This is a genomic window from Parabacteroides sp. APC149_11_2_Y6 (assembly GCF_054506995.1).
On record NZ_CP173709.1, the window covers coordinates 2022382 to 2048054 of the forward strand.

The 25673-nt window shown below is 39.4% G+C and carries 27 protein-coding genes; 17 read left to right on the plus strand and 10 right to left on the minus strand.

The window, feature by feature from the left end; all coding sequences use genetic code 11:
* Positions 1-21 precede the first annotated feature (21 nt).
* From ACGE0T_RS08165 to ACGE0T_RS08195, 7 genes are all read left to right on the plus strand, one after another.
* The gene (locus ACGE0T_RS08165; RefSeq protein WP_459190033.1) at positions 22-1365 is read left to right on the plus strand and encodes a Na(+)-translocating NADH-quinone reductase subunit A; all 1344 of its coding nucleotides are present in this window, start codon (positions 22-24) and stop codon (positions 1363-1365) included.
* Positions 1366-1388: 23 nt separating this feature from the next.
* The gene (locus ACGE0T_RS08170) at positions 1389-2600 is read left to right on the plus strand and encodes an NADH:ubiquinone reductase (Na(+)-transporting) subunit B (protein WP_459190034.1); all 1212 of its coding nucleotides are present in this window, start codon (positions 1389-1391) and stop codon (positions 2598-2600) included.
* A gap of 7 nt (positions 2601-2607) precedes the next feature.
* Complete coding sequence (gene nqrC, locus ACGE0T_RS08175) at positions 2608-3420, plus strand: NADH:ubiquinone reductase (Na(+)-transporting) subunit C (protein WP_459190035.1); 813 nt, start codon at positions 2608-2610, stop codon at positions 3418-3420.
* Between the two features lie 3 nt (positions 3421-3423).
* Positions 3424-4053, plus strand: coding sequence for an NADH:ubiquinone reductase (Na(+)-transporting) subunit D (locus ACGE0T_RS08180; protein ID WP_459190036.1), 630 nt, complete (start codon positions 3424-3426; stop codon positions 4051-4053).
* Positions 4054-4079: 26 nt separating this feature from the next.
* A complete protein-coding gene (gene nqrE, locus ACGE0T_RS08185; RefSeq protein WP_459190037.1) occupies positions 4080-4697 on the plus strand; it encodes an NADH:ubiquinone reductase (Na(+)-transporting) subunit E in 618 nt (205 codons plus the stop codon).
* Between the two features lie 28 nt (positions 4698-4725).
* Positions 4726-6012, plus strand: a complete 1287-nt coding sequence (gene nqrF, locus ACGE0T_RS08190) for an NADH:ubiquinone reductase (Na(+)-transporting) subunit F (protein WP_459190038.1) — start codon at positions 4726-4728, stop codon at positions 6010-6012.
* Between the two features lie 267 nt (positions 6013-6279).
* Positions 6280-6537, plus strand: coding sequence for a hypothetical protein (locus tag ACGE0T_RS08195; RefSeq protein WP_459190039.1), 258 nt, complete (start codon positions 6280-6282; stop codon positions 6535-6537).
* Positions 6538-6631: 94 nt separating this feature from the next.
* On the opposite strand, the gene ACGE0T_RS08200 is transcribed toward ACGE0T_RS08195, so the two are convergent.
* Positions 6632-7087: a type I restriction enzyme HsdR N-terminal domain-containing protein gene (locus ACGE0T_RS08200; protein ID WP_459190040.1), complete on the minus strand. Its 456-nt coding sequence runs from the start codon at positions 7085-7087 to the stop codon at positions 6632-6634.
* A gap of 53 nt (positions 7088-7140) precedes the next feature.
* On the opposite strand from ACGE0T_RS08200, the gene ACGE0T_RS08205 reads away from it, so the two are divergent.
* The 7 genes from ACGE0T_RS08205 to ACGE0T_RS08235 all read left to right on the plus strand — a co-directional run bounded on the left by ACGE0T_RS08205 (position 7141) and on the right by ACGE0T_RS08235 (position 15333).
* Positions 7141-7917, plus strand: coding sequence for an AMP nucleosidase (locus ACGE0T_RS08205; RefSeq protein ID WP_459190041.1), 777 nt, complete (start codon positions 7141-7143; stop codon positions 7915-7917).
* Between the two features lie 15 nt (positions 7918-7932).
* Positions 7933-8955: a DNA polymerase III subunit delta gene (holA, locus tag ACGE0T_RS08210; protein ID WP_459190042.1), complete on the plus strand. Its 1023-nt coding sequence runs from the start codon at positions 7933-7935 to the stop codon at positions 8953-8955.
* 853 nt (positions 8956-9808) lie between these two features.
* Positions 9809-10258, plus strand: coding sequence for a helix-turn-helix domain-containing protein (locus ACGE0T_RS08215; protein ID WP_459190043.1), 450 nt, complete (start codon positions 9809-9811; stop codon positions 10256-10258).
* Positions 10259-10320: 62 nt separating this feature from the next.
* On the plus strand, positions 10321-11097 hold the full coding sequence (locus ACGE0T_RS08220; RefSeq protein ID WP_459190044.1) for a dihydroorotate dehydrogenase electron transfer subunit: 777 nt from the start codon (positions 10321-10323) through the stop codon (positions 11095-11097).
* Positions 11085-11996, plus strand: coding sequence for a dihydroorotate dehydrogenase (locus ACGE0T_RS08225; protein WP_459190045.1), 912 nt, complete (start codon positions 11085-11087; stop codon positions 11994-11996). The genes ACGE0T_RS08220 and ACGE0T_RS08225 overlap by 13 nt, the downstream gene beginning before the upstream one ends.
* 230 nt (positions 11997-12226) lie before the next feature.
* Entirely contained in the window at positions 12227-14383 is a 2157-nt protein-coding gene (locus ACGE0T_RS08230) for an alpha-galactosidase (RefSeq protein ID WP_459190046.1), read from the plus strand.
* A gap of 239 nt (positions 14384-14622) precedes the next feature.
* The gene (locus ACGE0T_RS08235) at positions 14623-15333 is read left to right on the plus strand and encodes an MgtC/SapB family protein (protein ID WP_459190047.1); all 711 of its coding nucleotides are present in this window, start codon (positions 14623-14625) and stop codon (positions 15331-15333) included.
* Between the two features lie 4 nt (positions 15334-15337).
* Here the strand turns inward: ACGE0T_RS08235 and ACGE0T_RS08240 are convergent, their stop codons facing one another.
* Genes ACGE0T_RS08240 through serB form a run of 3 tightly spaced genes read right to left on the minus strand, consistent with a single transcriptional unit; the run spans position 15338 to position 17382 of the window.
* On the minus strand, positions 15338-15808 hold the full coding sequence (locus ACGE0T_RS08240; RefSeq protein WP_459190048.1) for a C-GCAxxG-C-C family protein: 471 nt from the start codon (positions 15806-15808) through the stop codon (positions 15338-15340).
* Between the two features lie 22 nt (positions 15809-15830).
* Entirely contained in the window at positions 15831-16133 is a 303-nt protein-coding gene (locus tag ACGE0T_RS08245; protein WP_459190049.1) for a Dabb family protein, read from the minus strand.
* A gap of 22 nt (positions 16134-16155) precedes the next feature.
* A complete protein-coding gene (gene serB, locus ACGE0T_RS08250) occupies positions 16156-17382 on the minus strand; it encodes a phosphoserine phosphatase SerB (protein WP_459190050.1) in 1227 nt (408 codons plus the stop codon).
* Between the two features lie 156 nt (positions 17383-17538).
* Here serB and ACGE0T_RS08255 point away from each other — a divergent pair, with 156 nt between their 5' ends.
* A complete protein-coding gene (locus ACGE0T_RS08255; protein WP_459190051.1) occupies positions 17539-18066 on the plus strand; it encodes a hypothetical protein in 528 nt (175 codons plus the stop codon).
* A gap of 188 nt (positions 18067-18254) precedes the next feature.
* Here ACGE0T_RS08255 and ACGE0T_RS08260 read toward each other — a convergent pair whose 3' ends face one another.
* Genes ACGE0T_RS08260 through ACGE0T_RS08270 form a run of 3 tightly spaced genes read right to left on the minus strand, consistent with a single transcriptional unit; the run spans position 18255 to position 20197 of the window.
* Positions 18255-18632 (minus strand): GntR family transcriptional regulator, encoded by a 378-nt coding sequence (locus ACGE0T_RS08260; RefSeq protein ID WP_459190052.1) that lies wholly within the window; start codon positions 18630-18632, stop codon positions 18255-18257.
* Positions 18629-19357 (minus strand): hypothetical protein, encoded by a 729-nt coding sequence (locus ACGE0T_RS08265; RefSeq protein ID WP_459190053.1) that lies wholly within the window; start codon positions 19355-19357, stop codon positions 18629-18631. The genes ACGE0T_RS08260 and ACGE0T_RS08265 overlap by 4 nt, the downstream gene beginning before the upstream one ends.
* Before the next feature lie 12 nt (positions 19358-19369).
* Positions 19370-20197, minus strand: coding sequence for an ABC transporter ATP-binding protein (locus tag ACGE0T_RS08270; protein WP_459190054.1), 828 nt, complete (start codon positions 20195-20197; stop codon positions 19370-19372).
* 494 nt (positions 20198-20691) lie between these two features.
* Here ACGE0T_RS08270 and ACGE0T_RS08275 point away from each other — a divergent pair, with 494 nt between their 5' ends.
* Together ACGE0T_RS08275 and ACGE0T_RS08280 are read left to right on the plus strand one after the other, a co-directional pair.
* Positions 20692-21921 (plus strand): 6-bladed beta-propeller, encoded by a 1230-nt coding sequence (locus ACGE0T_RS08275; protein ID WP_459190055.1) that lies wholly within the window; start codon positions 20692-20694, stop codon positions 21919-21921.
* A 353-nt stretch (positions 21922-22274) separates the two neighbouring features.
* Positions 22275-22775, plus strand: coding sequence for a thioredoxin-like domain-containing protein (locus ACGE0T_RS08280; RefSeq protein ID WP_459190056.1), 501 nt, complete (start codon positions 22275-22277; stop codon positions 22773-22775).
* 165 nt (positions 22776-22940) lie between these two features.
* Here ACGE0T_RS08280 and ACGE0T_RS08285 read toward each other — a convergent pair whose 3' ends face one another.
* From ACGE0T_RS08285 to ACGE0T_RS08295, 3 genes are read right to left on the minus strand one after another with little or no spacing between them, the layout of a single operon-like run.
* Positions 22941-23693 carry a LytR/AlgR family response regulator transcription factor gene (locus ACGE0T_RS08285; RefSeq protein ID WP_459190057.1) on the minus strand — a complete coding sequence of 251 codons (753 nt, stop codon included), beginning with the start codon at positions 23691-23693 and terminating at the stop codon, positions 22941-22943.
* A gap of 1 nt (position 23694) precedes the next feature.
* Positions 23695-24705, minus strand: coding sequence for a sensor histidine kinase (locus ACGE0T_RS08290; RefSeq protein ID WP_459190058.1), 1011 nt, complete (start codon positions 24703-24705; stop codon positions 23695-23697).
* Between the two features lie 54 nt (positions 24706-24759).
* On the minus strand, positions 24760-25578 hold the full coding sequence (locus ACGE0T_RS08295; RefSeq protein ID WP_459190059.1) for a hypothetical protein: 819 nt from the start codon (positions 25576-25578) through the stop codon (positions 24760-24762).
* Between the last annotated feature and the right edge of the window lie 95 nt (positions 25579-25673).

The window sequence follows — 25673 nt, forward strand, 5'->3', positions numbered from 1 at the left end:
ATAAACAATTTTAGTTGTATCATGGCAAATGTGATTAAGATTAAAAAGGGTTTAGACATTAATCTGAAGGGTAAAGCTTCGGAGGCACTGTTAAACGGCGGGAAAAGCGAAACTTATGCGATCGTTCCCGACTATTATAACGGTATTGTGCCGAAAGTTGTTGCCAAACCAGGTGAAAAAGTCAAAGCCGGTTCTGTATTGATGATTGATAAGAACCGCCCCGAAATCAAGTTTGTTTCGCCTGTAAGTGGCGAAGTAACTGCCGTTAACCGAGGAGAGAAGCGTAAAGTGCTCAGCATTGTTGTGAAGCCGGATGCGCAGATCGAATACGAGGAGTTCGGTAAAAAGAATGTGGCTTCCCTGAAAAGAGAAGAGGTAAAGGAGACCATACTGAATGGAGGTATGTGGCCTTTTATCAAACAACGTCCTTACGACATTGTTGCTGTACCAACGGAAACTCCGCGTGATATTTTCGTTTCTGCATTTTATTCCGCACCGCTGGCTCCGAATTTCGATTTCATTCTGAAAGGGCAGGAAGTTGATTTTCAGGTTGGATTGGATGCACTTGCAAAACTTACCGATGGTAAGGTATATGTAGGTGTACGCAAGGGTTCTGCTGTTAAAGCAAATGGTGTTGAAATTGTAGAAGTGGAAGGTCCGCATCCTGCAGGAAATGTAGGTGTACAGATTAATCACATCAAGCCTGTAAATAAGGGTGAAGTGGTTTGGACGGTAAATCCTGCCAATGTCATCATGATTGGACGTCTTTTCAATAAAGGTGTTGCTGATTTCAGCCGCTTGGTTGTGCTGACTGGTTCTGAAACGACAGAAAGAGGATATATCAAAGCTATTTCCGGTTGCACAATTAACAGTTTGGTTGCAGGAAAAGTTCTGGACAATGAACATATCCGCATCATCAGTGGTAACGTTCTGACCGGAACGAAGGTGAACAAGGACGATTATCTGGGTGCTTACGATAACCAGATTACTGTTATTCCGGAAGGTGATGACAATAATGAACTTTTCGGATGGGCAGTTCCCGGTTTTGGAAAATATAGTGTAAGCCATTCATATCCTACCTGGTTGATGGGTAATAAAGAATATGTAATAGACGCCCGTATCAAAGGAGGTAAACGTGCGATGATTATGTCGAACGAGTATGACAAGGTATTCCCGATGGACATCATGCCTGAATATTTGCTGAAAGCAATTATCGCTTATGATATCGATAAGATGGAAAATCTGGGTATCTATGAAGTGGCTCCGGAAGATTTCGCTCTTTGCGAATTTGTAGATACTTCAAAAATCGAGATACAGAAGATTGTCCGTAACGGATTGGATCTGTTATACAAGGAAATGAATTAATAACATTAAAAAATTAGAATACTTTGAAAGCGTTAAGGAATTACCTCGACAAGATTAAGCCTAACTTTGAGGAAGGCGGAAAGCTGGCGATGTTCCGTTCTGTATTTGATGGCTTCGAAACATTCCTGTTTGTTCCGAATGCAACATCCAAATCAGGCGTACATATTCATGACAGTATTGATTCAAAGCGTACGATGACTGTGGTTATCATTGCTTTGCTGCCTGCTTTGCTTTTTGGTATGTATAATGTCGGTTATCAGCATAACCTCGCAATTGGTGCTGATCCGGGATTTTTCATGACTTTTATTTTCGGATTTTTGGCTGTATTGCCTAAAATCATTGTTTCGTATGTAGTAGGTCTGGGTATCGAATTTATGGTAGCCCAATGGAAGAAGGAAGAAATTCAGGAAGGTTTCCTGGTTTCCGGTATCTTGATCCCGATGATTGTTCCGGTGGATACTCCGCTGTGGATGATTGCCGTTGCTACTGCATTCGCCGTCGTTTTTGCGAAAGAAGTATTTGGCGGTACAGGATATAATGTATTCAATGTTGCTTTGGTAACACGTGCATTTTTGTTCTTTGCTTATCCGGCTGCAATGTCCGGCGACCAGGTGTTTGTTCGTACAACCGATACATTCGGAATGGGAGCAGGTCAGGTAGTAGACGGTTTTTCCGGAGCTACTCCATTGGGACAAATTGCTATAGCAGGCAAGGATCTGATTAATTCGTTCCAGTCTGTTGACGTATTGGGTAACCCTCTTTCTACATGGGATATGTTTATCGGATTGATTCCGGGTTCTATCGGTGAAACTTCCGTACTGGCTATTTTGATTGGTGCGGCTATTCTATTGTTTACCCGTATTGCAAGCTGGAAGACAATGGTATCTGTATTCGTGGGTGGTGCTTTCATGGCGGCAATCTTTAATATGATCGGTACAACGGTTGCAATGTGTGTATCTCCGATAGACCATTTGTTCTTGGGAGGTTTTGCATTTGGCGCTGTATTTATGGCTACCGACCCTGTTACTTCCGCACGTACGGAGACAGGTAAATATATCTATGGCTTCCTGGTGGGTGCCCTGGCTATTATCATCCGTGCATTGAACCCGGGTTATCCTGAAGGTATGATGCTCGCTATCCTGTTGATGAACGTATTTGCTCCGTTGATTGACTATTATGTAGTTGAAGCTAATATTTCACGCAGATTGAAACGTAGTATTACAATGAATAAATAAAAGGAGTATGGCTGCAAAAAAATATATTTGTAAAGTATGTGGCTATGTCCACGAAGGAGATAAAGCTCCCGACACGTGTCCTGTTTGTAAGGCTCCGGCTTCTAAATTTGAAGAAGTAAAAGAGGCAAAGAAAGGATTGAACCGGGATAGTAACGCATATACTATTATATATGCTTCTGTAATGGTTGTTCTGGTTGCTGTTGTTTTGGCATTTACATCTCAGTCATTGAGATCTTATCAGCAGAAGAATGAGGAAAATGATAAAAGACAACAGATTCTTCGTTCTATCAACGTGAATGTTCCTTCTTCTGAAGCAGAAGCTAAATATAATGAATTGATAAAGGAAGCATTCCTGGTGAACAACGAAGGAACAAAGGTGGAAGGCGATGCATTTAATGCTGATGTAGTAAAAGCAGCAGCAAGCAACGAGTATCCCGTATTTGTTGCTTCTGTCGATGGAAAAACTAAATATATCATGGCTCTTCACGGAGCAGGTCTTTGGGGACCGCTATGGGGATATATTTCTTTGGATGAAGATAAAAACACGATTTTTGGTGCAGACTTCAGCCATGCCGGTGAAACTCCGGGTCTGGGTGCTGAAATCTCCAAGCCTGCATTTAGCAATGAGTTTAAAGGCAAGCATATCTTCATGAATGGAGAATTTAAATCTGTAGCAATCGTTAAGCCGGGTAAGAGTGTTGCCGGTCAGGATTATGTAGATGGTATTTCCGGTGGTACAATTACAAGCCAGGGTGTGAATCACATGATTTTCGACAGCTTGAACGGCTATGTTAAGTTTTTAACCTCACAAAATCAGTAAGAAATGGGATTATTATCTAAAAAGAATAAAGAAACGTTGTTAGGCCCGTTGAGCACTAATAACCCTGTTGTCGTTCAGATGCTGGGTATTTGTTCTGCTTTGGCTGTAACATCGAAGATGGAACCTGCTATTGTGATGGGGCTTTCCGTTACTGCTGTCGTTGCATTTGCCAATGTGATTATTTCGTTACTTCGCAATACGATACCTAACCGTATCCGTATTATTGTGCAGTTGGTTGTTGTTGCAGCCTTGGTAACAGTAGTTAGTGAAGTATTGAAAGCCTTTGCTTATGATGTAAGTAAGCAACTTTCCGTATTTGTCGGTTTGATTATTACGAACTGTATTTTGATGGGACGTCTGGAAGCTTTTGCTTTGGGTAACGGACCGTGGGAATCTTTCCTCGATGGTATCGGTAACGGTTTGGGATACGGTTTGATTCTGGTAATTGTCGGTTTCTTCCGCGAATTGCTGGGTTCAGGAACATTGATGGGCTTCCCTGTTATTCCGGAAGCATTCTACAATATGGGTTATGTGAACAACGGTTTGATGATTTTGCCTCCGATGGCTTTGATTGTTGTTGCAGTAATCATTTGGGTTCACCGTTCTAAGAACAAAGAACTACAGGAAAATTAAGCTAAACCATTAAACAGAAAAATAGAATGGAACAAATATTAAGCACATTCGTCCGCTCGATTTTTGTGGATAACATGATCTTCGCATATTATCTGGGTATGTGTTCGTTCGTGGCTGTTTCCAAAAATGTGAAGACTGCTTTGGGATTAGGTATGGCGGTAACATTCATTCTTGTATGTACCCTGCCTATTAATTATATGCTTGAGAATTATGTATTGAAAGAAGGCGCATTAAGCTGGCTGGGAGCAGACTTTAAGGATGTAAACCTGAGCTTCCTTGCATTTATCCTCTTTATTGCCACAATTGCTTCGTTTACACAGTTGGTGGAAATGGCGGTGGAAAAATTCTCTCCGTCGTTGTATGCTTCACTGGGTATTTTCTTGCCATTGATTGCCGTAAACTGTGCCATCTTGGGTGGTTCACTCTTTATGCAGCAAAAGGCATTCCCTAATGTGGGTGTTGCAACTGTTTACGGTTTAGGTTCCGGTATCGGTTGGATGCTTGCTATTGTTGGTATGGCTGCTATCCGCGAAAAACTGGCATACTCTGATATACCGAAGCCTTTGAAAGGTTTGGGTATTACCTTTATCATTACAGGTCTGATGGGTATGGCATTTATGTGTTTCTCGGGACTTAAGATATAAGTATTAACGCATTAAATAAGAAATAGAAATGACTTTATTAATGTCAGGCGGACTTACTATTGCAGCCGGAGCTATCGTGTTCTTGATAGTAACACTGATTCTTGTGGGTGCATTATTATACGCAAAAGAAAAATTAGTACCGTCCGGTAATGTAAAACTGGAGGTAAATGGAGAAAAAGATATTGAAACTCCGATAGGTGGTACACTGCTGGGAGCTTTACAGAGTGGAGGCATTTTCTTATCGTCTGCCTGTGGTGGTGGCGGTAAGTGCGGACAATGCCGTGCTCAGGTAATCGAAGGCGGTGGCGAAATTCTGCCTACTGAAAAAGGTTTCTTCTCCCGCAAACAGGTAAAAGACCATTGGCGTCTTGCTTGCCAGTGCAAGGTGAAGGAAAATATGACTGTTCATGTGCCGGATGAAGTATTCGGTGTAAAAGAATGGGAATGCGAAGTTATCAGCAACAAGAATGTGGCTACTTTCATCAAGGAGTTTATTGTTGCTTTGCCTAAAGGTGAACATATGGATTTTGTTCCGGGTTCTTATGCCCAGATTAAAATTCCGGAATATTCAATGGATTATGACAAGGATATCGATAAGAGCCTGATTGGTGACGAATATCTGCCGGCATGGAAAAACTTCGGTTTGTTCGGCCTGAAATGTAAGAATACCGAATCTACTATCCGTGCTTATTCTATGGCTAACTATCCGGCAGAAGGCGACCGTATTATGTTGACTGTACGTATTGCTACTCCTCCGTTCAAGCCGAAACCTCAGGTTGGCTTCCAGGATGTAATGCCGGGTATCGCTTCTTCTTATATCTTTACCCTGAAACCGGGTGATAAGGTGGTAATGAGCGGTCCTTATGGTGATTTCCATCCGATTTTCGACTCTAAGAGAGAAATGATGTGGGTCGGTGGTGGTGCCGGTATGGCTCCTCTGCGTGCTCAGATTATGCACATGACGAAGACATTGAAGACTACAGACCGCAAGATGTCATACTTCTATGGTGCCCGTGCATTGAACGAAGTATTCTATCTGGAAGACTTCCTGGAAATCGAAAAAGAATTCCCGAACTTCACATTCCACTTGGCGCTTGACCGTCCGGATCCAGTAGCAGATGCTGCCGGTGTAAAATATACGGCTGGTTTTGTTCACCAGGTAATTTATGATACGTATCTGAAGGATCACGAAGCTCCGGAAGATATTGAATACTATATGTGTGGTCCGGGCCCGATGTCAAAAGCTGTGGAAAACATGCTGGACAATCTGGGTGTGCCGCGTGAAATGTTACATTTCGATGACTTCGGCGCTTAATTGCCCATAAGTCGGAAATTATAAGGAACCGGAAAGAGAATTTTTCTCTTTCCGGTTTTTTTGTTAATACGTGTATGCTTATATAAGTTAGGCCTGTTATCATTCATCCGTTTCTTTTATATTATAACTGGCAGTAATATTTATATTCGATAAGAAAAGATGTCTTGTAAAAGAAATCATAAAAAACATCTAACTTTTTAACCGGATAATTTGTTTAATAGATAAAAATTACTATGTTTGCGGTTACATATTTTATAATATTCAGATATGCAGTATTTTAAATCTAATATATATACATTCTTTTCGATGATGGTGAATGCCTTGGTCAAGCTGATCCGTCTATTTTTAATCTCTCCATCTTTTGAAGATAAAGAACGGAAAAATGAAAGAGGATATAATCTGTTTGTTCCGATGATGGTTTTTGCGGGGAAACCGGAAGAGGAAACAGGATATAGGATTCTGTTTTTTCGAAAATTTTCATTACCTGAATTTTATATAAAAGTAATTCCGGATCGATTGGGGTGAGAAACCCTTATCTATCGCTAAACCGCTGAAAGATAAGGGGAGAGAACTTTCTGTTTTATTATTAAGGTAGCTTTTTTGAAGTTATCATTGTTTTTTATTCTCCCAAGTCAACATATTCCGGGATATTTTCTAAAAAAATGTAAGTTTGTTTTTCATAATCTATTTTGCAGCAGAAGTGGCGGAGTCCGTTACTTACTATCAGGTATTTTACGTGTAGCACCATGTTATAACGTACTATCTGGTCGAATACGGCACTTGTTATGTTTATGGCAGGTGCTTTATATTCTACAATGACTAAAGGAGTGAGGAAACGATTATATACAACAGTATCGCAACGTTTTGATGTGTTATTCAACTTTACCTGGACTTCGTTTGCTATAAGTTCTTTTCGATAACCCTTATTGGTAATCAGATAATTAACAAAATGTTGACGTACCCATTCTTCCGGGGTTAGTGCAACATACTTGTTACGGACTGGATCGAAAATGAAATGCTTTCCTTCTTTTTCGACTACTTTAGGTGTGTAAACAGGCAGGTTTAATGCGAGCATTTATTATATTTGTTGTTTTATTCTGCAAAAATAAACTTTCAAAGGGATGATTTATGAAAACAAAGCAAGAAATTGTAGAAAATTGGTTACCCCGTTATACGGAACGTCGGTTGGAAGACTTTGATAAATATATATTGTTGACGAATTTTACTAAGTATATAGAATTGTTTGCGAACCATTTCAATGTGCCTATCTTGGGTTTGAAAAATACAATGCCTAATGTTGCGGCAGAGGGGATTACTTTTATAAATTTCGGGATGGGTAGTGCAAATGCAGCTACTATAATGGATTTATTATCAGCTGTTAAACCTAAAGCCGTCTTGTTTCTCGGGAAATGTGGGGGTCTTAAAAAAGTAAATCATTTAGGCGATTATGTCATGCCGATTGCTGCGATTCGTGGTGAAGGAACTTCAGATGAATATCTGCCTCCTGAAGTACCGTCGCTTCCTGCATTTTCTATGATGCGTGCTATTTCGTCAGCCATCCGTGACCGGGGAAAAGATTATTGGACCGGGACGATTTATACAACTAACCGACGTGTCTGGGAGTATGATAATCATTTCAAAGAATATCTTGTTTCAACCCATGCAACAGGAATCGATATGGAGACAGCAACCTTGTTTACAGCAGGTTTTGCGAATGAAATCCCGACCGGAGCTTTGCTTATGATTTCAGACAAGCCTATGGAAGAAGATGGTGTTAAGACAGAAGCAAGTGATAAAGCAGTAACTAAAAATTTTGCAGAAGAGCATGTAATGTTAGGAGTGGAAGCTTTACGACAGATTATGGATGGAAAGAAAACAATCCGCCATATCCGTTTCAGTTGGTAATAAAACGAAGATTATATGGCTAAGAAAGAATATGTTTTTGAAGAAATCTACCGGGACATAAAAGCCAGGAAATTCGCTCCTGTCTATATTCTTATGGGGGAAGAGCCCTATTTTATAGATCAAATCACCGATTTGCTGATTGAGAATGTACTGGAAGAATCGGAGCGGGATTTCAACCAAGTAATTATGTACGGTGCCGATACGAGCGGTGCTTCAATTATTAATGCCGCACGCCGGTTTCCTATGATGTCCGAATACCAGTTAGTTGTTGTTAGGGAAGCACAATTAATCAGGGATATAGAACTTCTTACGAATTATGTGAAAAATCCGTTGAAGTCTACCGTCTTAGTGATAAACTACAAATATAAAACGTTGGACCGCCGGAAATCCTTGGCTGTAGCAGCGGATAAAACCGGAATTGTATTTGAATCAAAAAAGATACCGGATTATAAAATGCCCGGTTTTATTACTGCTTTCTTGCAACAACGCTCCATAGGAATAGAGAATAAAGCCGCTCAAATGCTTTCTGATTACCTTGGAAACGATTTAAGCCGTTTAAGTAAGGAATTGGACAAGTTATCATTAATCCTGCCTGAAAACGCCCCAAAACGCGTCACACCTGAATTAATCGAACAAAATATAGGCATAAGTAAGGAATATAATAATTTTGAGCTAATAAAAGCTCTGGCAGTTAAGGATGTTCTGAAAGCAAACCGTATCGCCCAATATTTTGAGAAGAACCCGAAAAGCAATCCGATACAAATGACACTTCCTGTATTGTTCAACTATTTTTCTAACTTGCTGATTTGTTATTATACCAAGGATCGCTCTGAAACAGGGTTGATGACTGCGCTTGGTCTGCGGGGTACTTTTCAGGTGAAAGATTATCAGACCGGCATGCGGAATTATTCTGCAATGAAAATCTTTAACCTGATAGGTGATATCAGGACTACCGATGCCCGGTCGAAGGGAGTCGGTAATACCTCCGTCCCGGATGCTGAACTTTTAAAAGAGTTACTTTATAAAATTTTACACTAAACGCTTCACAAAAGTATTTTTTACAAAAAGAATCGAGGTAAAAGCCATTTTTTTCTGGAACGTTCAAAAACAGGAACAGAAAAAAGTGGCTTTTCTTTTTGTATTTCAGAAACTTATACGGATTTTTCCCCTCTGAGATTTTAATATTTTCTTTCTTCTGTCCCTTTGTCCACAAATATTACAAAAATACCGCAGAAAAGGGTAAGGTTAATACAAAAGTATACTTGTTACAAAAAGATACAGATAATAATAAGACATTCTGGCAGCTCTGTTGAGAGACATAAATAAAGTTTGGATACAATTGTAATCAAACAGGGTAGGTTACAATTGTGGCTATACACACTTGTAATAAGAATCTGTTTGTGTACCTATACAAATGTAATCACAGTAAGTGTTTTACAATTGTATCAGTACACATTACTAATCTATCAAATAAAAATAGATTACATAGAGTCTCTATTTAAATATATCTATTACTTTTCTATGAACCAATCGTTTATTCGATATTATTAATGAAATACATTAATACATTTATTACATTTGTGTACAAAACTAAGTTAAATCATAAATATTCGCTCTTTATTTTATATATAATCATTAGTTAATCATATAGTTATGCAAAACAAGTAAAGTTTAGCTTAAATGGTTTTTTCTTGTGGAATATAGAAATAACATTTGTGTATTATACAAAATTGAATTATACGACACAAATGTACTCGTTTATGTTTATAAAAATAAATTGCACATTTGGAAATTATAGTTTATATTTGTGTCGTGATTGATTTGTGTACATTCTTATTTGTAAACAGTCACAATGGCAGTATTTTTATAAACAATATGAAGATATACAAGAATGAGAGAACGTATTAAGATGGTTATGGACCGGGAAGGACTTACTCCTGCTAAATTTGCAGAAGAAATCGGTATTCAACGTTCAGCCATGTCACATATCATGAACGGAAGAAATAATCCGAGCTTGGATGTACTTGTTAAGATTCTTGAACGGTTCACTTATGTGGATTCCGACTGGTTATTGTTTGGAAAAGGTAACATGATACGCAATCTGATACAAAATGAGCCGGATTTGTTTACAAATACGCCCATAAATCCGCCCGAGGTACAGGTTGTTCCCGAAAATCGCAAGGAAATTAGGGTTGATACACCTGTAAACAGCTTAAAACAGCCTGTAATTGAGCGAATTATACAGGAAGAAAAGCCTTCCAGAAATGTGAGCAAAATAATGATTTTTTATTCCGATAATACCTTTGATACTTTCGTCCCCGAAAAAAACAAGAAAGAATAAGCCCTGTTGGTAAAATACCAACATTCATGTATCTTTGCATGGAAATAGAGTAATCATATTATATGAAAAAGTACATGTTAGACATGAAGGTGACTGAAAACAGCCGCCTGCATAAAAATTACTGCCTGCTGAAGCTAACATCCGACGAGGCTCTCCCCGATATGCAACCTGGACAGTTTGTTGAAGTCCGTGTGGATAATTCTCCTACAACATTCCTGCGCCGCCCTATCTCTATTAATTATGTAGATAAGGCAACCAACGAATTGTGGCTGCTTATCCAGTTGGTTGGCGATGGTACACGCCGGATGGCTGAATATAGACCGGGTGACACTGTAAATATTATGTTGCCTTTGGGTAATGGTTTTACTGTCCCGTCTCAGAAAGAACAAAAATTATTGCTGATTGGCGGAGGTGTCGGTACGGCTCCGATGCTATATTTGGGTGCCATACTGAAAAATGCAGGTTTCAATCCCACTTTCCTGTTGGGTGCACGTTCAAAAGATGATGTGCTGCAACTGGAAGAATTCAAGAAATTCGGAACTGTATATATCACTACTGAAGACGGCTCTTTGGGTGAAAAAGGATATGTAACCAATCATACGATCTTGAAAGAGACTTATTTTGACCAGATTTACACCTGTGGTCCGAAGCCGATGATGGTTGCCGTTGCTAAATATGCGGCATCTGCCTCTATCTCATGTGAGGTTTCCCTTGAAAATACAATGGCTTGTGGTATCGGAGCTTGTTTGTGTTGTGTGGAAAAAACAGTAGATGGCCACATCTGCGTATGTACTGAAGGACCCGTATTTAATATAGATAAATTGACATGGCTGAATTAAACGTAAACATAGGAAACTTGCAGTTAAAGAACCCGGTTATGACAGCATCGGGTACCTTCGGATATGGAATTGAATATTCCGATTTTATGGATATTTCCCGTTTGGGCGGTATCTTCGTAAAAGGAACGACTATCCAGCCACGGGAAGGGAACTTGTATCCCCGTATGGCGGAAACTCCTTCCGGAATGTTGAACGCTGTAGGTTTGCAGAATAAAGGTGCAGCCTATTTTGCTGAACATATTTATCCGGAAATCAAGGATATTGATACGAATATGATTGTGAATGTAAGCGGTTCTTCCATAGAAACTTATGTGGAATGTGCCGAAAAGATTGCCGCATTGGATAAAATTCCGGCTATCGAACTGAACATCTCCTGTCCGAATGTAAAACAAGGCGGTATGGCCTTCGGTGTGACTACTTGTGGAGCCTCCGAAGTAGTAAAAGCCGTTCGTAAAGTATATCCTAAAACACTTATTGTAAAGCTTTCTCCTAATGTAACAGATATTACCGAGATCGCAAGAGCAGTGGAAGCCGAAGGTGCAGACTCTGTATCTCTTATTAATACAATGTTAGGTATGGCTATCGATGCAGAGAAACGTAAACCTGTATTATCAACAATAACCGGCGGTTTGTCGGGACCTTGTGTAAAACCGGTAGCGCTGCGTATGGTATGGCAGACCTATAAAGCAGTGAAGATTCCTATCATCGGTTTGGGGGGTATTTCCAATTGGAAGGATGCAGTGGAATTTATGTTAGCGGGTGCAACTGCTATCCAGATTGGTACATACAACTTTATTGATCCGGCAGTCGGCATTACAGTAATTGACGGAATGAATGAATATTGTGACCGTCATGGATTTAAGAGTGTAAAAGAACTGATTGGAGCACTTGATGCTTGATTGAAGACATATTTCATCTATATTTAAAGAAAAAAGGTATCTACAAACGTAGATGCCTTTTTTCTTTTGTTAAGAGTTATGTTGGCATTTTAGATAAATATTCTATCTTTGTTTGCATATTTGTTTATTAATACCATGAATTTACTGAGTAGTTCAGTAATTTACTAATTGAAAAATATCGTGTTACCTATAAAATCAAGAAAATCTAACATTATTAATTAAACAAGAACATGAAAATCAGACACATTCTATTCGTGTGCATGGTTGCATTTACTACTGTGTTTCATGCAAGTGCTAAAACAATCATTCCGATCACAACAGACAATATCAGCCTTATCTATAAGGTAGATGAAGCCAATGGTCGGTTGTATCAATCTTATTTAGGACAAAAGTTATCTTTTAGCTCAGACATCGACCAGTTGCCATTAGGAAGAGAAGCCTATCTGACACATGGCATGGAAGACTATTTTGAGCCGGCGATCCGTGTCCTTCACAATGATGGTAACCCCTCTTTATTGCTAAAGTACGTATCCCACGAAACGAAACAGATGCAACCGGGTGCCAATGAAACTGTAATTATCCTGCGTGATGAAGTTTATCCGGTAGAAGTAAAATTGCATTTCATCGCTTATCCGAAGGAAAACATTATTAAGGAATATGCCGAAATATCCCATAATGAAAAGAAGCCTGTTACCTTATATAATTATGCTTCTTCCTTACTTCACCTGAACAGTGATAAATATTACCTCACCGAGTTTGCCGGGGATTGGGCGCATGAAGTGAATATGAAAGAAAGCGAACTCTCTTTCGGCAAAAAAATATTGGATACTAAATTAGGTAGCCGTGCCAATATGTTCTGTTCCCCATTCTTTCTGCTTGCTCTTGATGAAAAAGCGGAGGAAAATTCCGGAGAAGTATTGTTCGGAACCATCGCATGGACAGGCAACTATCGTTTTACTTTTGAGGTAGATAATTTGAACGGCCTGCGTATCCTTTCCGGTATTAATCCATATGCTTCGGAGTATACATTGAAACCGGGTGTTGTATTCCGTACACCTGAATTTATCTTTACCTACAGTTCGGAAGGAAAAGGAAAAGCAAGCCGTGACTTCCACCGTTGGGCTCGTAAATATCAATTGAAAGACGGCGAGAAATCCCGTATGACTTTATTGAATAACTGGGAGGCTACCTATTTTGATTTCAATGAAGACAAACTGGTGGAAATCATGGGAGAAGCAGCAGATTTAGGTGTCGATATGTTTTTGCTTGATGATGGCTGGTTTGCCAATAAATATCCCCGTAGCAGTGACCATCAAGGACTGGGAGACTGGACGGAAACCATTACAAAATTGCCAAACGGTATTGGCAAACTGGTGAAAGAAGCAACCGATAAAGGCATAAAATTCGGTCTTTGGATTGAGCCTGAAATGGTAAACCCGAAGAGTGAACTGTATGAGAAACATACGGACTGGGTGATTCATCTGCCTAACCGCGATGAGTATTATTTCAGAAACCAGATGGTTCTCGACCTGAGCAATCCGGAAGTACAGGATTATGTATATGGTGTTGTTGATGGCCTGATGACGAAATATCCGGGTATTGCATACTTTAAATGGGATTGCAACAGTCCGATTACCAATATTTATTCTGCTTATCTGAAAGACAAGCAATCTCATCTTTATATAGAATATGTACGTGGATTATATAGCGTATTGGAACGAATCAAGGCTAAATATCCCAATCTGCCGATGATGCTTTGCTCCGGTGGTGGTGGACGTTCTGATTATGAAGCATTGAAGTATTTCACTGAATTTTGGCCAAGTGATAATACCGATCCGGTAGAACGTCTTTTTATCCAGTGGGGATTCTCTCATTTCTTCCCGGTAAAGAGTATGGCAGCACATGTTACCAGCTGGGGTAAGCAGCCGGTTAAGTTCCGTACGGATGTTGCCATGATGTGCAAATTAGGTTTCGATATCCGTCTGCATGAAATGGAACCTGCTGATTTACAATATTGCAAGGAGGCTGTTGCCAACTTCAAACGTCTTTCTGATGTGATTTTGGATGGCGACCAGTATCGTTTGAAATCTCCATACGAAAGCGATCATGCAGCCTTCCTATATGCCAATGAGGCGCAAAGTAAAGCAGTCCTTTTCGCATTCGATATCCATCCACGTTATGCGGAAATGCTTCAACCGCTTCGTTTGCAAGGCCTGAAGAAAGATGCCCGGTATGAGTTGAAAGAGATAAATCTGGCTCCCGGAACAAAATCAAGAATGTCCGGTACAATGACTTATTCCGGTGAATTTCTGATGAAGGTTGGTATTCCGGTTTTCTCAAGCCGTCATACGGTTAGCCATGTAATAGAGATTACGGAAGTAAGGTAAGAAATAATTCATTTAAAGGAAAAGAAGGGCTTGCCAGGTAAGCCCTTCTTTTTTATTGTATAACGGACTATTATTGTAGCAATTTATACGAGACGAAAATGAAATGAAAGAAAGTCATGTATCCAATAAATATATACATTTGCGTATAAAACCATATATTTTCTGAACGCGAGGCATATGTCTTTTGTTTTTAAAGTATATAGGGATTGAAAAAACGAACTGAATAATATAGTTGAGCTATGTATATAATTGAACATCTGAGTGAAATATTAGAGAGCACCACAATAACCCCGTATACGGCGGGGATAAGGTTAGCCTTCAGTTTTTTTCTTGGTGCTATTGTAGGTATTGAACGCCAGTTCAGGAGACGGGAAGCTGGGATGCGTACGTTTACCCTGATATGTATGGGGTCTACTGCTGCTATGTTGATTTCCATCTGGATACCTCAAATATATCCAAACTTTCTGAATGGAGACCCCGGACGTATTGCAGCCCAGGTTCTTACCGGTATAGGTTTCTTGGGTGCCGGAGCGATTATGCAAAGCCACGGAAGTATCCATGGGCTGACCACCGCTGCCTGTATCTGGGTAATGGCTGTTATCGGATTGGCCGTAGGTGCCGGCATGTATTTGCCTGCTATATTGGCTACTCTGCTGACTTTATTTATATTGATAAGCTTGGAAAGACTGGAAAAACGGATGTTCCTGAACGGGGTGAACAAGATACTTACGATTACCTGTTCGACAGCTACCCCTGATTTGAAAATGGTTCGTAAGATATTGGAGAACAGGAGTATTTATATTGTAAGCGTATCCTTTGAATCACTATATGAACAGGATAAAGCCATCATAACCTATAAAGTAAATGTGAAGGCACAATCCTCGTATACAAGTTTATTCAGCGATATAAAAAGCCTGGGGTATGTAACGCAAATCAGATTGATAGCCTGAGCTATCAATCCAATTCACCATTCAGCATTTTTCCTGCTATGCGCGCGGCGTCTTCTACGAACCTTGCACAAGGGCGCCGGGCATAATATTCTTTTGTACGGATCTCCGGAGCCGGAGAGCTATCAGTATTTATTGACTTCAAAAGATTCCGGCATATAATTGTTTCGTTCTTTTCTTTAAACATCTCCGCCATTTGCTGCACAATGCCATAATTTTTTTTGCGGGCTTCCTGGTCTTGCGGGTCCATTACAGGATATTTGAAACCTGCCAGCATAGCCATTGCACTGACTGTTCCGCAGACTTCACGCATGCGTCCTAATCCTCCCCCGAACGAAACAGACATCTTTTTAGCTATTTCCAAATCCATTTCAAATACATCGCTATAGGCAAGAAATACAGACTGGGCGCAATTGTAACCTGATTCAAAATTACGGACCGCCTGGTTTACGCGGTCCTCCAAATCAAATTCTCTCATAATATAATAAAGTTCCTGTTTCTTAAAATTCGTAATCCACGCAAGCCCGGTCTGCTTTGACCGGTCCGATGATGCCTTTAGATACGGCAACGTGTTCGGGGTGGTTAGCATATGTGCTAACGTCTTCCAGCGAATCGAGTTCTGTTGTAAGAATGATGTCCCAGGTTTCGGCCGGATTGATATTGAAATCTACCCGTATCAGACGCAGAACATCGATTTTATGGATTAATGCTTCCAGTTTGGTTTTAATCTCTTGCATTTTAGCTGTTTTCTCAGCCGGAGTGGCAAACTCTGTCAGTTTGAACATTACGATGTGTCTTACCATATAGCTACTTCTTAAAGTTTAATTATATCTGTTCATCTAAATGAGAATCTTTGTATCCCAGGAAATATAAAATACCGTCCAGCCCGATTGTCGAGATAGATTGTTGGGCATTGGCTTTTACCTTCGGTTTGGCATGAAAGGCAATCCCCAGTCCGGCAATACTGATCATCGGCAGATCGTTGGCCCCATCGCCTACAGCTACCGTCTGGCGAATATCCACATTTTCTACCTGCGCAATCAGACGGAGGAGTTCGGCTTTACGCTTGCCGTCAACGATATCACCCAAGTGACGTCCGGTCAGCTTGCCGTCTTCCACTTCCAACTCATTGGCATATACGTAGTCGATATTATATTTCTGTTTCAGGTAATTTCCGAAATAAGTGAATCCTCCGGAAAGGATGGCAATCTTGAATCCGATTTTCTTGAGGATACGCATCAGGCGGTCCACACCTTCGGTAATCGGAAGGCTTTCTGCTATTTCCTGCATGACAGAAACATCCAATCCCTTCAGCAGGGCACAACGTTGGCGGAAACTTTCATTAAAGTCGATTTCCCCACGCATGGCAGATTCGGTAATAGCCTTTACCTGGTCGCCTACACCGGCGCGTATGGCCAGTTCGTCGATAACTTCTGTTTCAATCAGGGTAGAGTCCATATCGAAACAAATCAAGCGGCGCATACGGCGGAACATACTTTCCTCCTGGAATGAAATGTCCATTTCCTGTTCAGACGAAAGTTTCATGAATGCAGCCTGCATTTCTTCCTTGTTACACGGTGTGCCCCTGACAGAGAACTCAACACTGGCTTTCGGTGTACGGGCATTTTCATCCAGCGGAATACGTCCGGTAAGACGTTTAATGTCGTCGATATTCATACCTTGTTCGGCAACGATACGGGTGACACCGGCTATCTGCTTCGCTGTAAGTTTACGTCCTACAATCGTGATGATGTACCGGTTCTTTCCCTGCATGGAAACCCACTGGTCGTAAGCCTCTTCTGTAATCGGATTGAAACGGATATTTACATCCAATTCATAGCTTTTGAACAATAATTCTTTCAGAATATCTCCCGAATTTCCTTCACAGCTTTGAAAAAGAATGCCCAGAGATAAATTATTATGAATGTCAGCCTGACCTATATCCAAAATAACCGCATTATTTTTTGCCAGAATTTCGGTAAGCGCCGCAGTTACTCCCGGACGGTCTGTTCCATTAATATTTATCAGTATTATTTCGTCTTTTTGTTGCATATTTATTATATTTGTGGACAAAGGTACAAAGTTATGTACATAATTTGACGATTTAAGTAACAAAAAACACTTTGTAACTGTTACACATAAAGAGATATTATTGTCTAACTATAGAACCTGGCGACCTTAAAAAGTCCTGACTGGCAGGCACACAGAATGAAGATACAGTTTGAAATTAAGGAAAAAATGCCTGAAATTATCGAGGAAATAATGCATTCTGATAAATGGCAGACAAATGTATTTGAGAAAATGCAAGGTTTGAAGCGTGTTAAAATCAAAGATCCTCAGTTTGATTCCGAGGCATGTATCGAGATCTGGGACCGTGAAATCCATATCCGGACTGCATGGTCTAATTATACCTATCGTATCTTTATGCGTGGGGATTCCGTTTGGTGTGAGTATATTGGTGCTTATCGCGGATTGTTGGAACAGAAACTCTTGCCGACTCTTACTCCCAAATTGAATATTTTGGATTCGGAAGTGGTAGAGAGCTCTCTTACCGGAAATAAAAAGGAAACTTTACGTACCTATGGCACAGAAAATCTTAAATTGAAAAACTTCCGCCGTGGAAACTTCAAGGAAGAATATAATAGAGCATCACCTATGGATCACCCAACTGTAGTATATGATGAGTATATAAAGGAAGGAATGCCGATGCCTTCGCCATATGATAAAAAAGGGTAGAACCCTTTTTTATAGTTGACAGTTGACAAGTGACAGTCATTTCGGCTTTCTGCCGATTTATATACCGAGCGCAAAGCTCAACTGTCACTTGTTAACTTTGTTTTATGAGATGGCATAAAACAAGTATATCAGGAATGGCAAGAGATATAAAGTTGCCATCAACAGGAAAAATATCTTATTACTTTTTTTCATGACTTTTCTGTATTAATGGATGTATATAATGTGTAAGCCTCTGTTAGTTCATCCAGACTGATTCCAAGTAAATTCATTTCTTTGAAAACAGAAGGGAGGACCTCTTCTACAAATTGGTTACGCCGCATACAGCGTATTTTGTTTTCAGCTTCCGGGGAGATAAAATAGCCGATACCACGTTTATTATAAATGATTCCATGTGTTTGCAGACGCTCGAATGTACGCATGATTGTGTTCGGATTCACCTCCATCTCGACAGCCATTTCACGTACCGACGGAATACGTGCTTCTTCTTGGTATTCACCGCTCAATACACGGTCGCATATCCGTTCGGCTATCTGGATAAATATGGATTGGTTTGTATTATAGTTCATCGCAATTCCTTTTCTTTAAGTTTTAGATAAGCCACATAAAGAATTACTATGGTGGCGATAATTAAAATACGCCCATAATATAGCCATATGAACTTGAACATGTTCATTAAAGGAGATTCTGCTGTAATCGTTGTGGGATCAAAAAACAACATACCATTGAGTAAGAAACGTGCAAGCAGTGTCCCGGCAATCATCATCATCGCAGAACCGCATATGGCGATCAGAAAGGCATGTTTGGAAAATGTGATATACGAAAGGAAAAATAAGGACGACATAAATAAGGCTATCGGTAGAAAAAATGGCAAAAGGCCGCTTATTTTTTGCCATTCAATAGCTATATTTTCCTGAGCAATTATTATTGTTGTAAATGTTATAATATGTACCAAAAGAATATAAATCAAGGCAATAATACTACCGACTGTCAATATGGATAGAAATTTCTCTAATGTACTGGCGGGAAGAGTCATATAAACTCCTTTAGGGAAATGAACCTTCTTTCCGGCATAGTTACAGTAATAAATAAATGTCCCCAATCCGCCTAAAATGTAGAAGCCTTGTAGCTGTTCAGACCGGAATATTACCGTGCCGGAATTAATAATAGAGACAATAAATATAAGAAGTGCAGCCATATAAGCCCCCATTAAATAGAGGAACTTAGTTTTATTCTCCATCCAGTCCGCCAACAGTAAATATTTTATGCGTTGTAAACTTAATTGATTTTTCATGTCGGAGTATATTTATCGGTTGAATAATCTTTTTATTTCAGCAGGATGCTGGGTGGCAGCATTGAATAAGAGTTCCAATGATACGGAAGTAGTTTCCCCGTCCAGGTTTTCGCCAACTCCCATCGTTCCCATCGGAGTCGTTTCTGAGTAGAGGACTTTCTCATCTGGTCTGACCAAGTGGAAAAACAGTTTGGAAGAAACCTCGTTCAGGCTGCAATTCATCAGGAAATCCTTATTATCCAGTATTAAGACCGAATCGATCAGACTTTCCAAGTCACGAACCTGATGGGTGGAAATGATAATCGTCTGATTTTCTTCCGTAAAAGAGGCGACCAATTTGCGAAAAATGGTTTTCGACGGAATATCCAGCCCGTTTGTCGGTTCGTCCATCAGCAGGAGAGGAGTATGTGCCGAAAGAGCAAGAGTGATTGCCACTTTTTTGCGCTGCCCTTGCGACATTTTGTTTAACCGTGCGGTAGCATCTATTTCCAGTTGGTCAAAACAACTTTTGAAAATATCTTCCCTGAAAGTAGGATAGAAGGGAGCATACATTTTTATATATGCCTCCGCTGTTACATCCGGCAAAGAGATTTCTTCCGGAAGCAAGAATAACTTTTGGAGCAGGCTTACGTTCCTTTCCGCCGGGTTCTCGTCGAATACTTGGCAAGAACCACTGTCCAGGAAAATCTGTCCACTTAATATGTTTAATAAGGTGGTCTTTCCTTCGCCATTCTTGCCTAATAAGCCATAGATACAACCGGAGGCTATATCCAGGTTGATATGCTCTAATATTGGCTTATTCTTTTTATAACAGAGCGTTGCTTCTTTTAATGTAATCATAGATTATCTGTTTTAGTGTATTAGTTTAATAGTACACAGCAAATGTAGAACTATTTTAGATACAAACAAGAGGTTTCCGGATTATTTTCTTGATTTTAAAAAATATTTTCCAACTTGGGAAAGAAGCAAGGAAAGAGGCATAAATGTTAAAGAATATTAGTAGCGATAGTAATTTGAATTAGTACTGCTACTAATTGAATTTACTATCGCTACTAATTTTTATATGCAGTGGTACTTTGATTATGCCTGAAAACAGTAGACAGAATTAAATCTCGCACTATAACCTTGACTGTTATCGGAATCTCAGGACTGATAGGGTAGACAAACTGCTTTGGGTTATCCTATTATTAATCATATCAAATGTAAAAGCTATTTATCTGCTGGATAATCAATGCTGTACGAATTAATCATTTATTTACGAAAAGTTAGTAATTTGATTGCTTTTAAGGAATTTAATCGCGTTATTTGTTACCAACAATTTAATTCTGATCAGCATGAATACACATTTAAACTTTTTAGGTGCGTTGTTAATCACATTGACAGCCGTTTCCTGTAATACAGGGAACAAAAATTCCGGAGACAATAACCTGCTGGATGATTGTCCGGTAGTGGGTAAGTATGTACAGGTGGGCAACGACAAAGTGCTGTCGTGTGACCAGTCGCTTCTGACAGATACGATTTCTCTCCCTCTTAGCTTTTTTGCAGAAGAGATGGAAATCGTCAAGTTGGATAGTCGGGATACGGCACTGGTCGGGCAAAGCAATGTCAGCCTTTCTGATAATTATATACTGGTACACAGCGGCTATCCTCCTACAGCATTTAAACTTTTCGACCGGAAAGGAAATTATCTGACAGACATCGGTTCTGTCGGACAGGGGCCAGGCGAGTATCAGAGTGTGTATGCAGCTCAGATTGATGAAAAGAACAATCGTGTTTATCTGATGCCATGGCAGTCGGAACAGCTTCTGGTTTTCGATTTACAAGGGAATGTATTGGAACCGGTGCCGCTGGGATTTCGTTGTCCGAAAGCTACTTTTAAAGTCGATCCGGAACGGGGGACCGTTACTGTCGTTGTGCTGCCCTTCCCGAATACTCCCGCGATTGTATGGGTACAGGATTTGTCGGGGAAGCATCTTAAAGAGGTGGCTCCCGGACATCTGGAAGTACCCTGGACTTTCAATAATGAGGTGATGCCTGCATTTAATCTCTCCGGAGTATTTGATGTCGATATTTTGTGTGTCGACCCGACCCGTGCCGATTCCTTGTACCGGTATGATATGGAGAATAACCGGCTGTGTCCGACTTTTACTTTCAATTATACGAAGAACCCTATCCCCTGGCATGATAATTGTGAATGGCCGGATCATTTTGTAGGTCAATATTCAGGTCCTCCGGTCGTTCAACAAGTTGAAGGAGGAACGATTGCTACACCCGGTGAAACCGTTCATTATATTATAGAGAAGAACACTTGTAAAGGTGCTTATTTCAAAATGTATAACGATTATTTCGGCAATCAGGAAATCGACTGGCCCAGCGGTACATTCTACAACGGTTATTTTGTCCGTAACCTGGAACCCGGTAATTTATCGAATGATATCGATAATTTGTTAAAGAAGGAGGAGCTCTCTAATGACATGCGAAAGAAATTGACTGATTTGCAAAACACAATAGACGAGAACGACAATAATTATATAATGATTGCCCGGCTTAAAAAGAGGATGTAATCAGTCAATATAAAAGTAACTATCGTATTCGAAAGTTCATGTGGTGCATGGTCAAACAAGAAGGATAGTTCGGTTTATTTGCAAATAACTGTTAATACTATGCTATAAAACAGGCTATTTTTGCCTAATGTGTGCGGTAAAACATATAAAAAAACTTGTTTTCTATCAGAAAAGTGTTATATCATTTGGAGGAAAGAGGACTTTCCCTGTATCTTTGCTGCCGTTAAGAACAAGAAAACGATTCCTTAGCGAAGGAAAAAGCTCTTGTTTACTTCCTGAAAATCAGGAGTCGGAAGAATGAAACTCCCCTGCGGAGACGTTGTTCCGATTAAGTTTAACGTAAAAATGATGATATGAAAGTAAGAGCTTATGTTCTCTTTGTTGCGGCTGCGTTGCTTGCCATTTCAGCCGGAACAAAAAACGCGAGACCTACTGAGGGTGCAAACCCTGGAGACCTTGCGCCGAGAATAGAGTTTTTGGGAAACGGAAGAGATTCCAGTTTCCAAAATCATTCGGGACGCTACACTTTGCTTAATTTTTGGGCAGCTTACGATGCTGAATCGAGGGCCCGTAACGTTCAATTATGGAATGAAGTTAATAAGATGAGTTCTGACAAAATTGACATGTGCTCAATCTCGATGGACGAGAAGCCGTCTATCTTTACCGAGACGGTAAAGGCTGACAAGCTGGAAGGTACAAAACAATTTCATGAAGGACTCGGAAGAAAGTCAAAGTTGTATGGGAAGTATAAACTGGATAAAGGTTTCCGGAACTTCCTGATAGACGACAAAGGAGTTATTATAGCCGCCAATGTAACTCCGGATCAATTGACAAAGATGCTTGAAAAAATTTAATCAGTAGATTATTTATTATTTTAGAAAGAGTTGTTTCGTTTATTCGAGACAACTCTTTTTTATTTTAATGAATACAGAAAGCTCCATCCACTAATAGAGCAAAGTGTTATTGAATATAAGGAATGGATCCGGATAATAAGGGAGCATTCCTATTTATTGAGATAATCATCTATCCATCCAAGTTTTAAAGTCAGATACACGCTCTCTGCTAACAAGAATATCTTCTTTCTCGTGCCAGTTAGCAAGAATAATTTTTATCCTATTTGACGAGTATGTGATCATATCCTGAATAGCATAATAATTAACTATGAAATTTCTGTTAATTCGGTAAAACAGCATTGGATCAACCAATTGTTGTATTTTATCTAATGAGTAATCGACAGGATAACTTTTGCCGGAGTTCGAGAAAAGGAATACAGATCGTTCAAGAATATAAAAGCAGAAAATATCTGATGTCGGAATTGATTTGTAATGTTCGCCTATCTTTATCAAAAAGCGTTTTTTATTCCGGACAGGTAACTGTTGAATGACGGATTCGTATTTAGAATAATCCTGTATCGTTCTATATATCGTATTGAACTTGTCGATGGCACCTCGCAATTCATCCGGGTTAATAGGTTTCAATAAATAATCGATACTGTTTACCTTGAAAGCTTTTAAAGCATATTCATCATAAGCTGTAGTAAAAATAACGGGAATTTTTATTCGGATTTTCTCAAAGATTTCAAAACACAGTCCATCTTCAAGTTGGATATCCATAAATATCAATTCGGGACTCCGGTATTCAAAGAGCCAATTAACAGACTGCTCAACCGATTCAAGCACATTGATCACTTCTATCTCCGGATCGATTTCTTTCAGTAGACGGATTAGTTTCCGAGAAGCCGGGCGCTCATCTTCTATTATCAATACTTTCATCTTAAATGTCTATAACGTGTATTTTTACTATGAATTTATTATTTTCCCGGCTTACAATCATCTCCTTGCCTGTAATAAGTTTAATTCGTTTCTTTAAATTGGACAAGCCTGTACCGTATGAGTTATCCAGTGTATTTTTTCTCTGTATATTGTTTGAAACAACAATAAACAGCTCTTCCTCATAGATGTTTATTTTTAAAGGATTGTTTTCCGAAGCTGAATTGTGCTTAAGGGCATTCTCTACCAATGTCTGCAACGATACCGGTACTATTTTGTATTTTCCAATATTAGGAATATCTATGTCAAGAGAAATTTTATCACCATCACGTTCTTGTTGCAATTGGAAATAGTTCGTTATAAACGTAATTTCTTTTTCCAAAGGCACTAAATCCGTCTCCTCATTATCCAGTATATACCTGTAGATACTCGATAACTTTTGAATATAACTGTCCGCTTTTTTCGGCTCTTCGTATACCAGTTCAGACAAGGTATTCAGGCTGTTAAACAGGAAGTGCGGATTAACCTGTGTTTTCAAGGTTTTATATTGATATTTCAGATTCTCCTCCCTTAATTTTTGTTCGTTGCCAATGGCTTGACGCCATGTTGTATAAAAAAACACAACACAGCATATAAACAGCCCGATTGAAAGGGATATTATTGCTCCTGACCCTATTCTGTTTATGAAATTCTCCATGCCCCATCCTTTAATCCGGAATAATACGTAATTACCCGAATAATATAGAGTAAGTGCAATAAACAAGGTGGCAAGGAGGGAGAATACGAATGAGGGAATAAGTTCCTTTTTCAACTGTGCAATCGACTTTTTTGAATTATTGCCGAGTATCTTGATAAATAAATAAGCGATATTCAAAACAGACAGTAAATTAGTTATACCAAACACGACTGTTGTAACATCAAACGGACTTAAGTTCTCGGATAAACTTATGACCATACTGAATCCGAAGCTAAATAATGCCGCAACAACTAATAGTGCTCTTGTATTCTGTTTCATTTATGCAAATTTAATAATTATTCCGAAAGTTAGGACTGTGGTTTTCAAATCGTTTCAATCGATTCTTGACAAGGTTATGTATCTTACCGTATACTTTATATCATTATATGGCTGTGTCTTTTCTTTTATGTCCATAAGTACATCTTCCGTCAGAATTGCATATTCGATCTGTTTATCGGAAAGGGAAACATAAACCTCACCCCAATAATGGCTTCTACCCTTTATTGTAATATTTTCATATTCCAGGTTTAAAGGATTATTCATAACCGAATATTTCAAAATGGCACATATCTCATTATTGACTTCCGTAATTCCCAACCATGTAATTCTTGTGTCTTTATTCTCAAATGTTCCATAGGCTATTCCCAGTTCCCGATTTATGTTCATGGCTTTGTATTCGGTATTTAATTTTAAAGAATCCCAGTATTCGTATGCAAATATCTCAAAACTCAAAACATCCCACATCAAATTCATAATCAGCGGATCTGCCTCAGGTAAATTTTCTTTGAAAAAATCAGCTGGTATAATTTCTGCCCCCTGTTTATACTTGAAGTTTTCCATATAGTTGACTCTTTTGCCTTTGGGAAATTCAGTATAAAGAGATTTGGATTTGCATAAATAGATATTTCCCCATTGGACAGAGTCATTTTTACAGGTTAAGTCCCCTGCTATTCTGGTTTTTACTTGAAAATCACCAGATAAATCAAAGTCATAATAATCTGTTATCATGTGGTAAGATCTGGCCTGCGATTTATCAAGTTCAATTGCCGGAAGAGACTTAAGATAAGCCAATGCGTTTGCCGTCTGTGAAAACGTACGTTTAGCAGTAAATGTTACTGCCATCAATGTTAAAAATAAACTTAATGCTTTCATTTCTTTGTGTTTTCATGTGAATATTTATCACAAAGAAAAGTTTTGTACTTTACATGACTAAATAAAAGTTGCCAAACTGTTGTTTCAGGTCGACG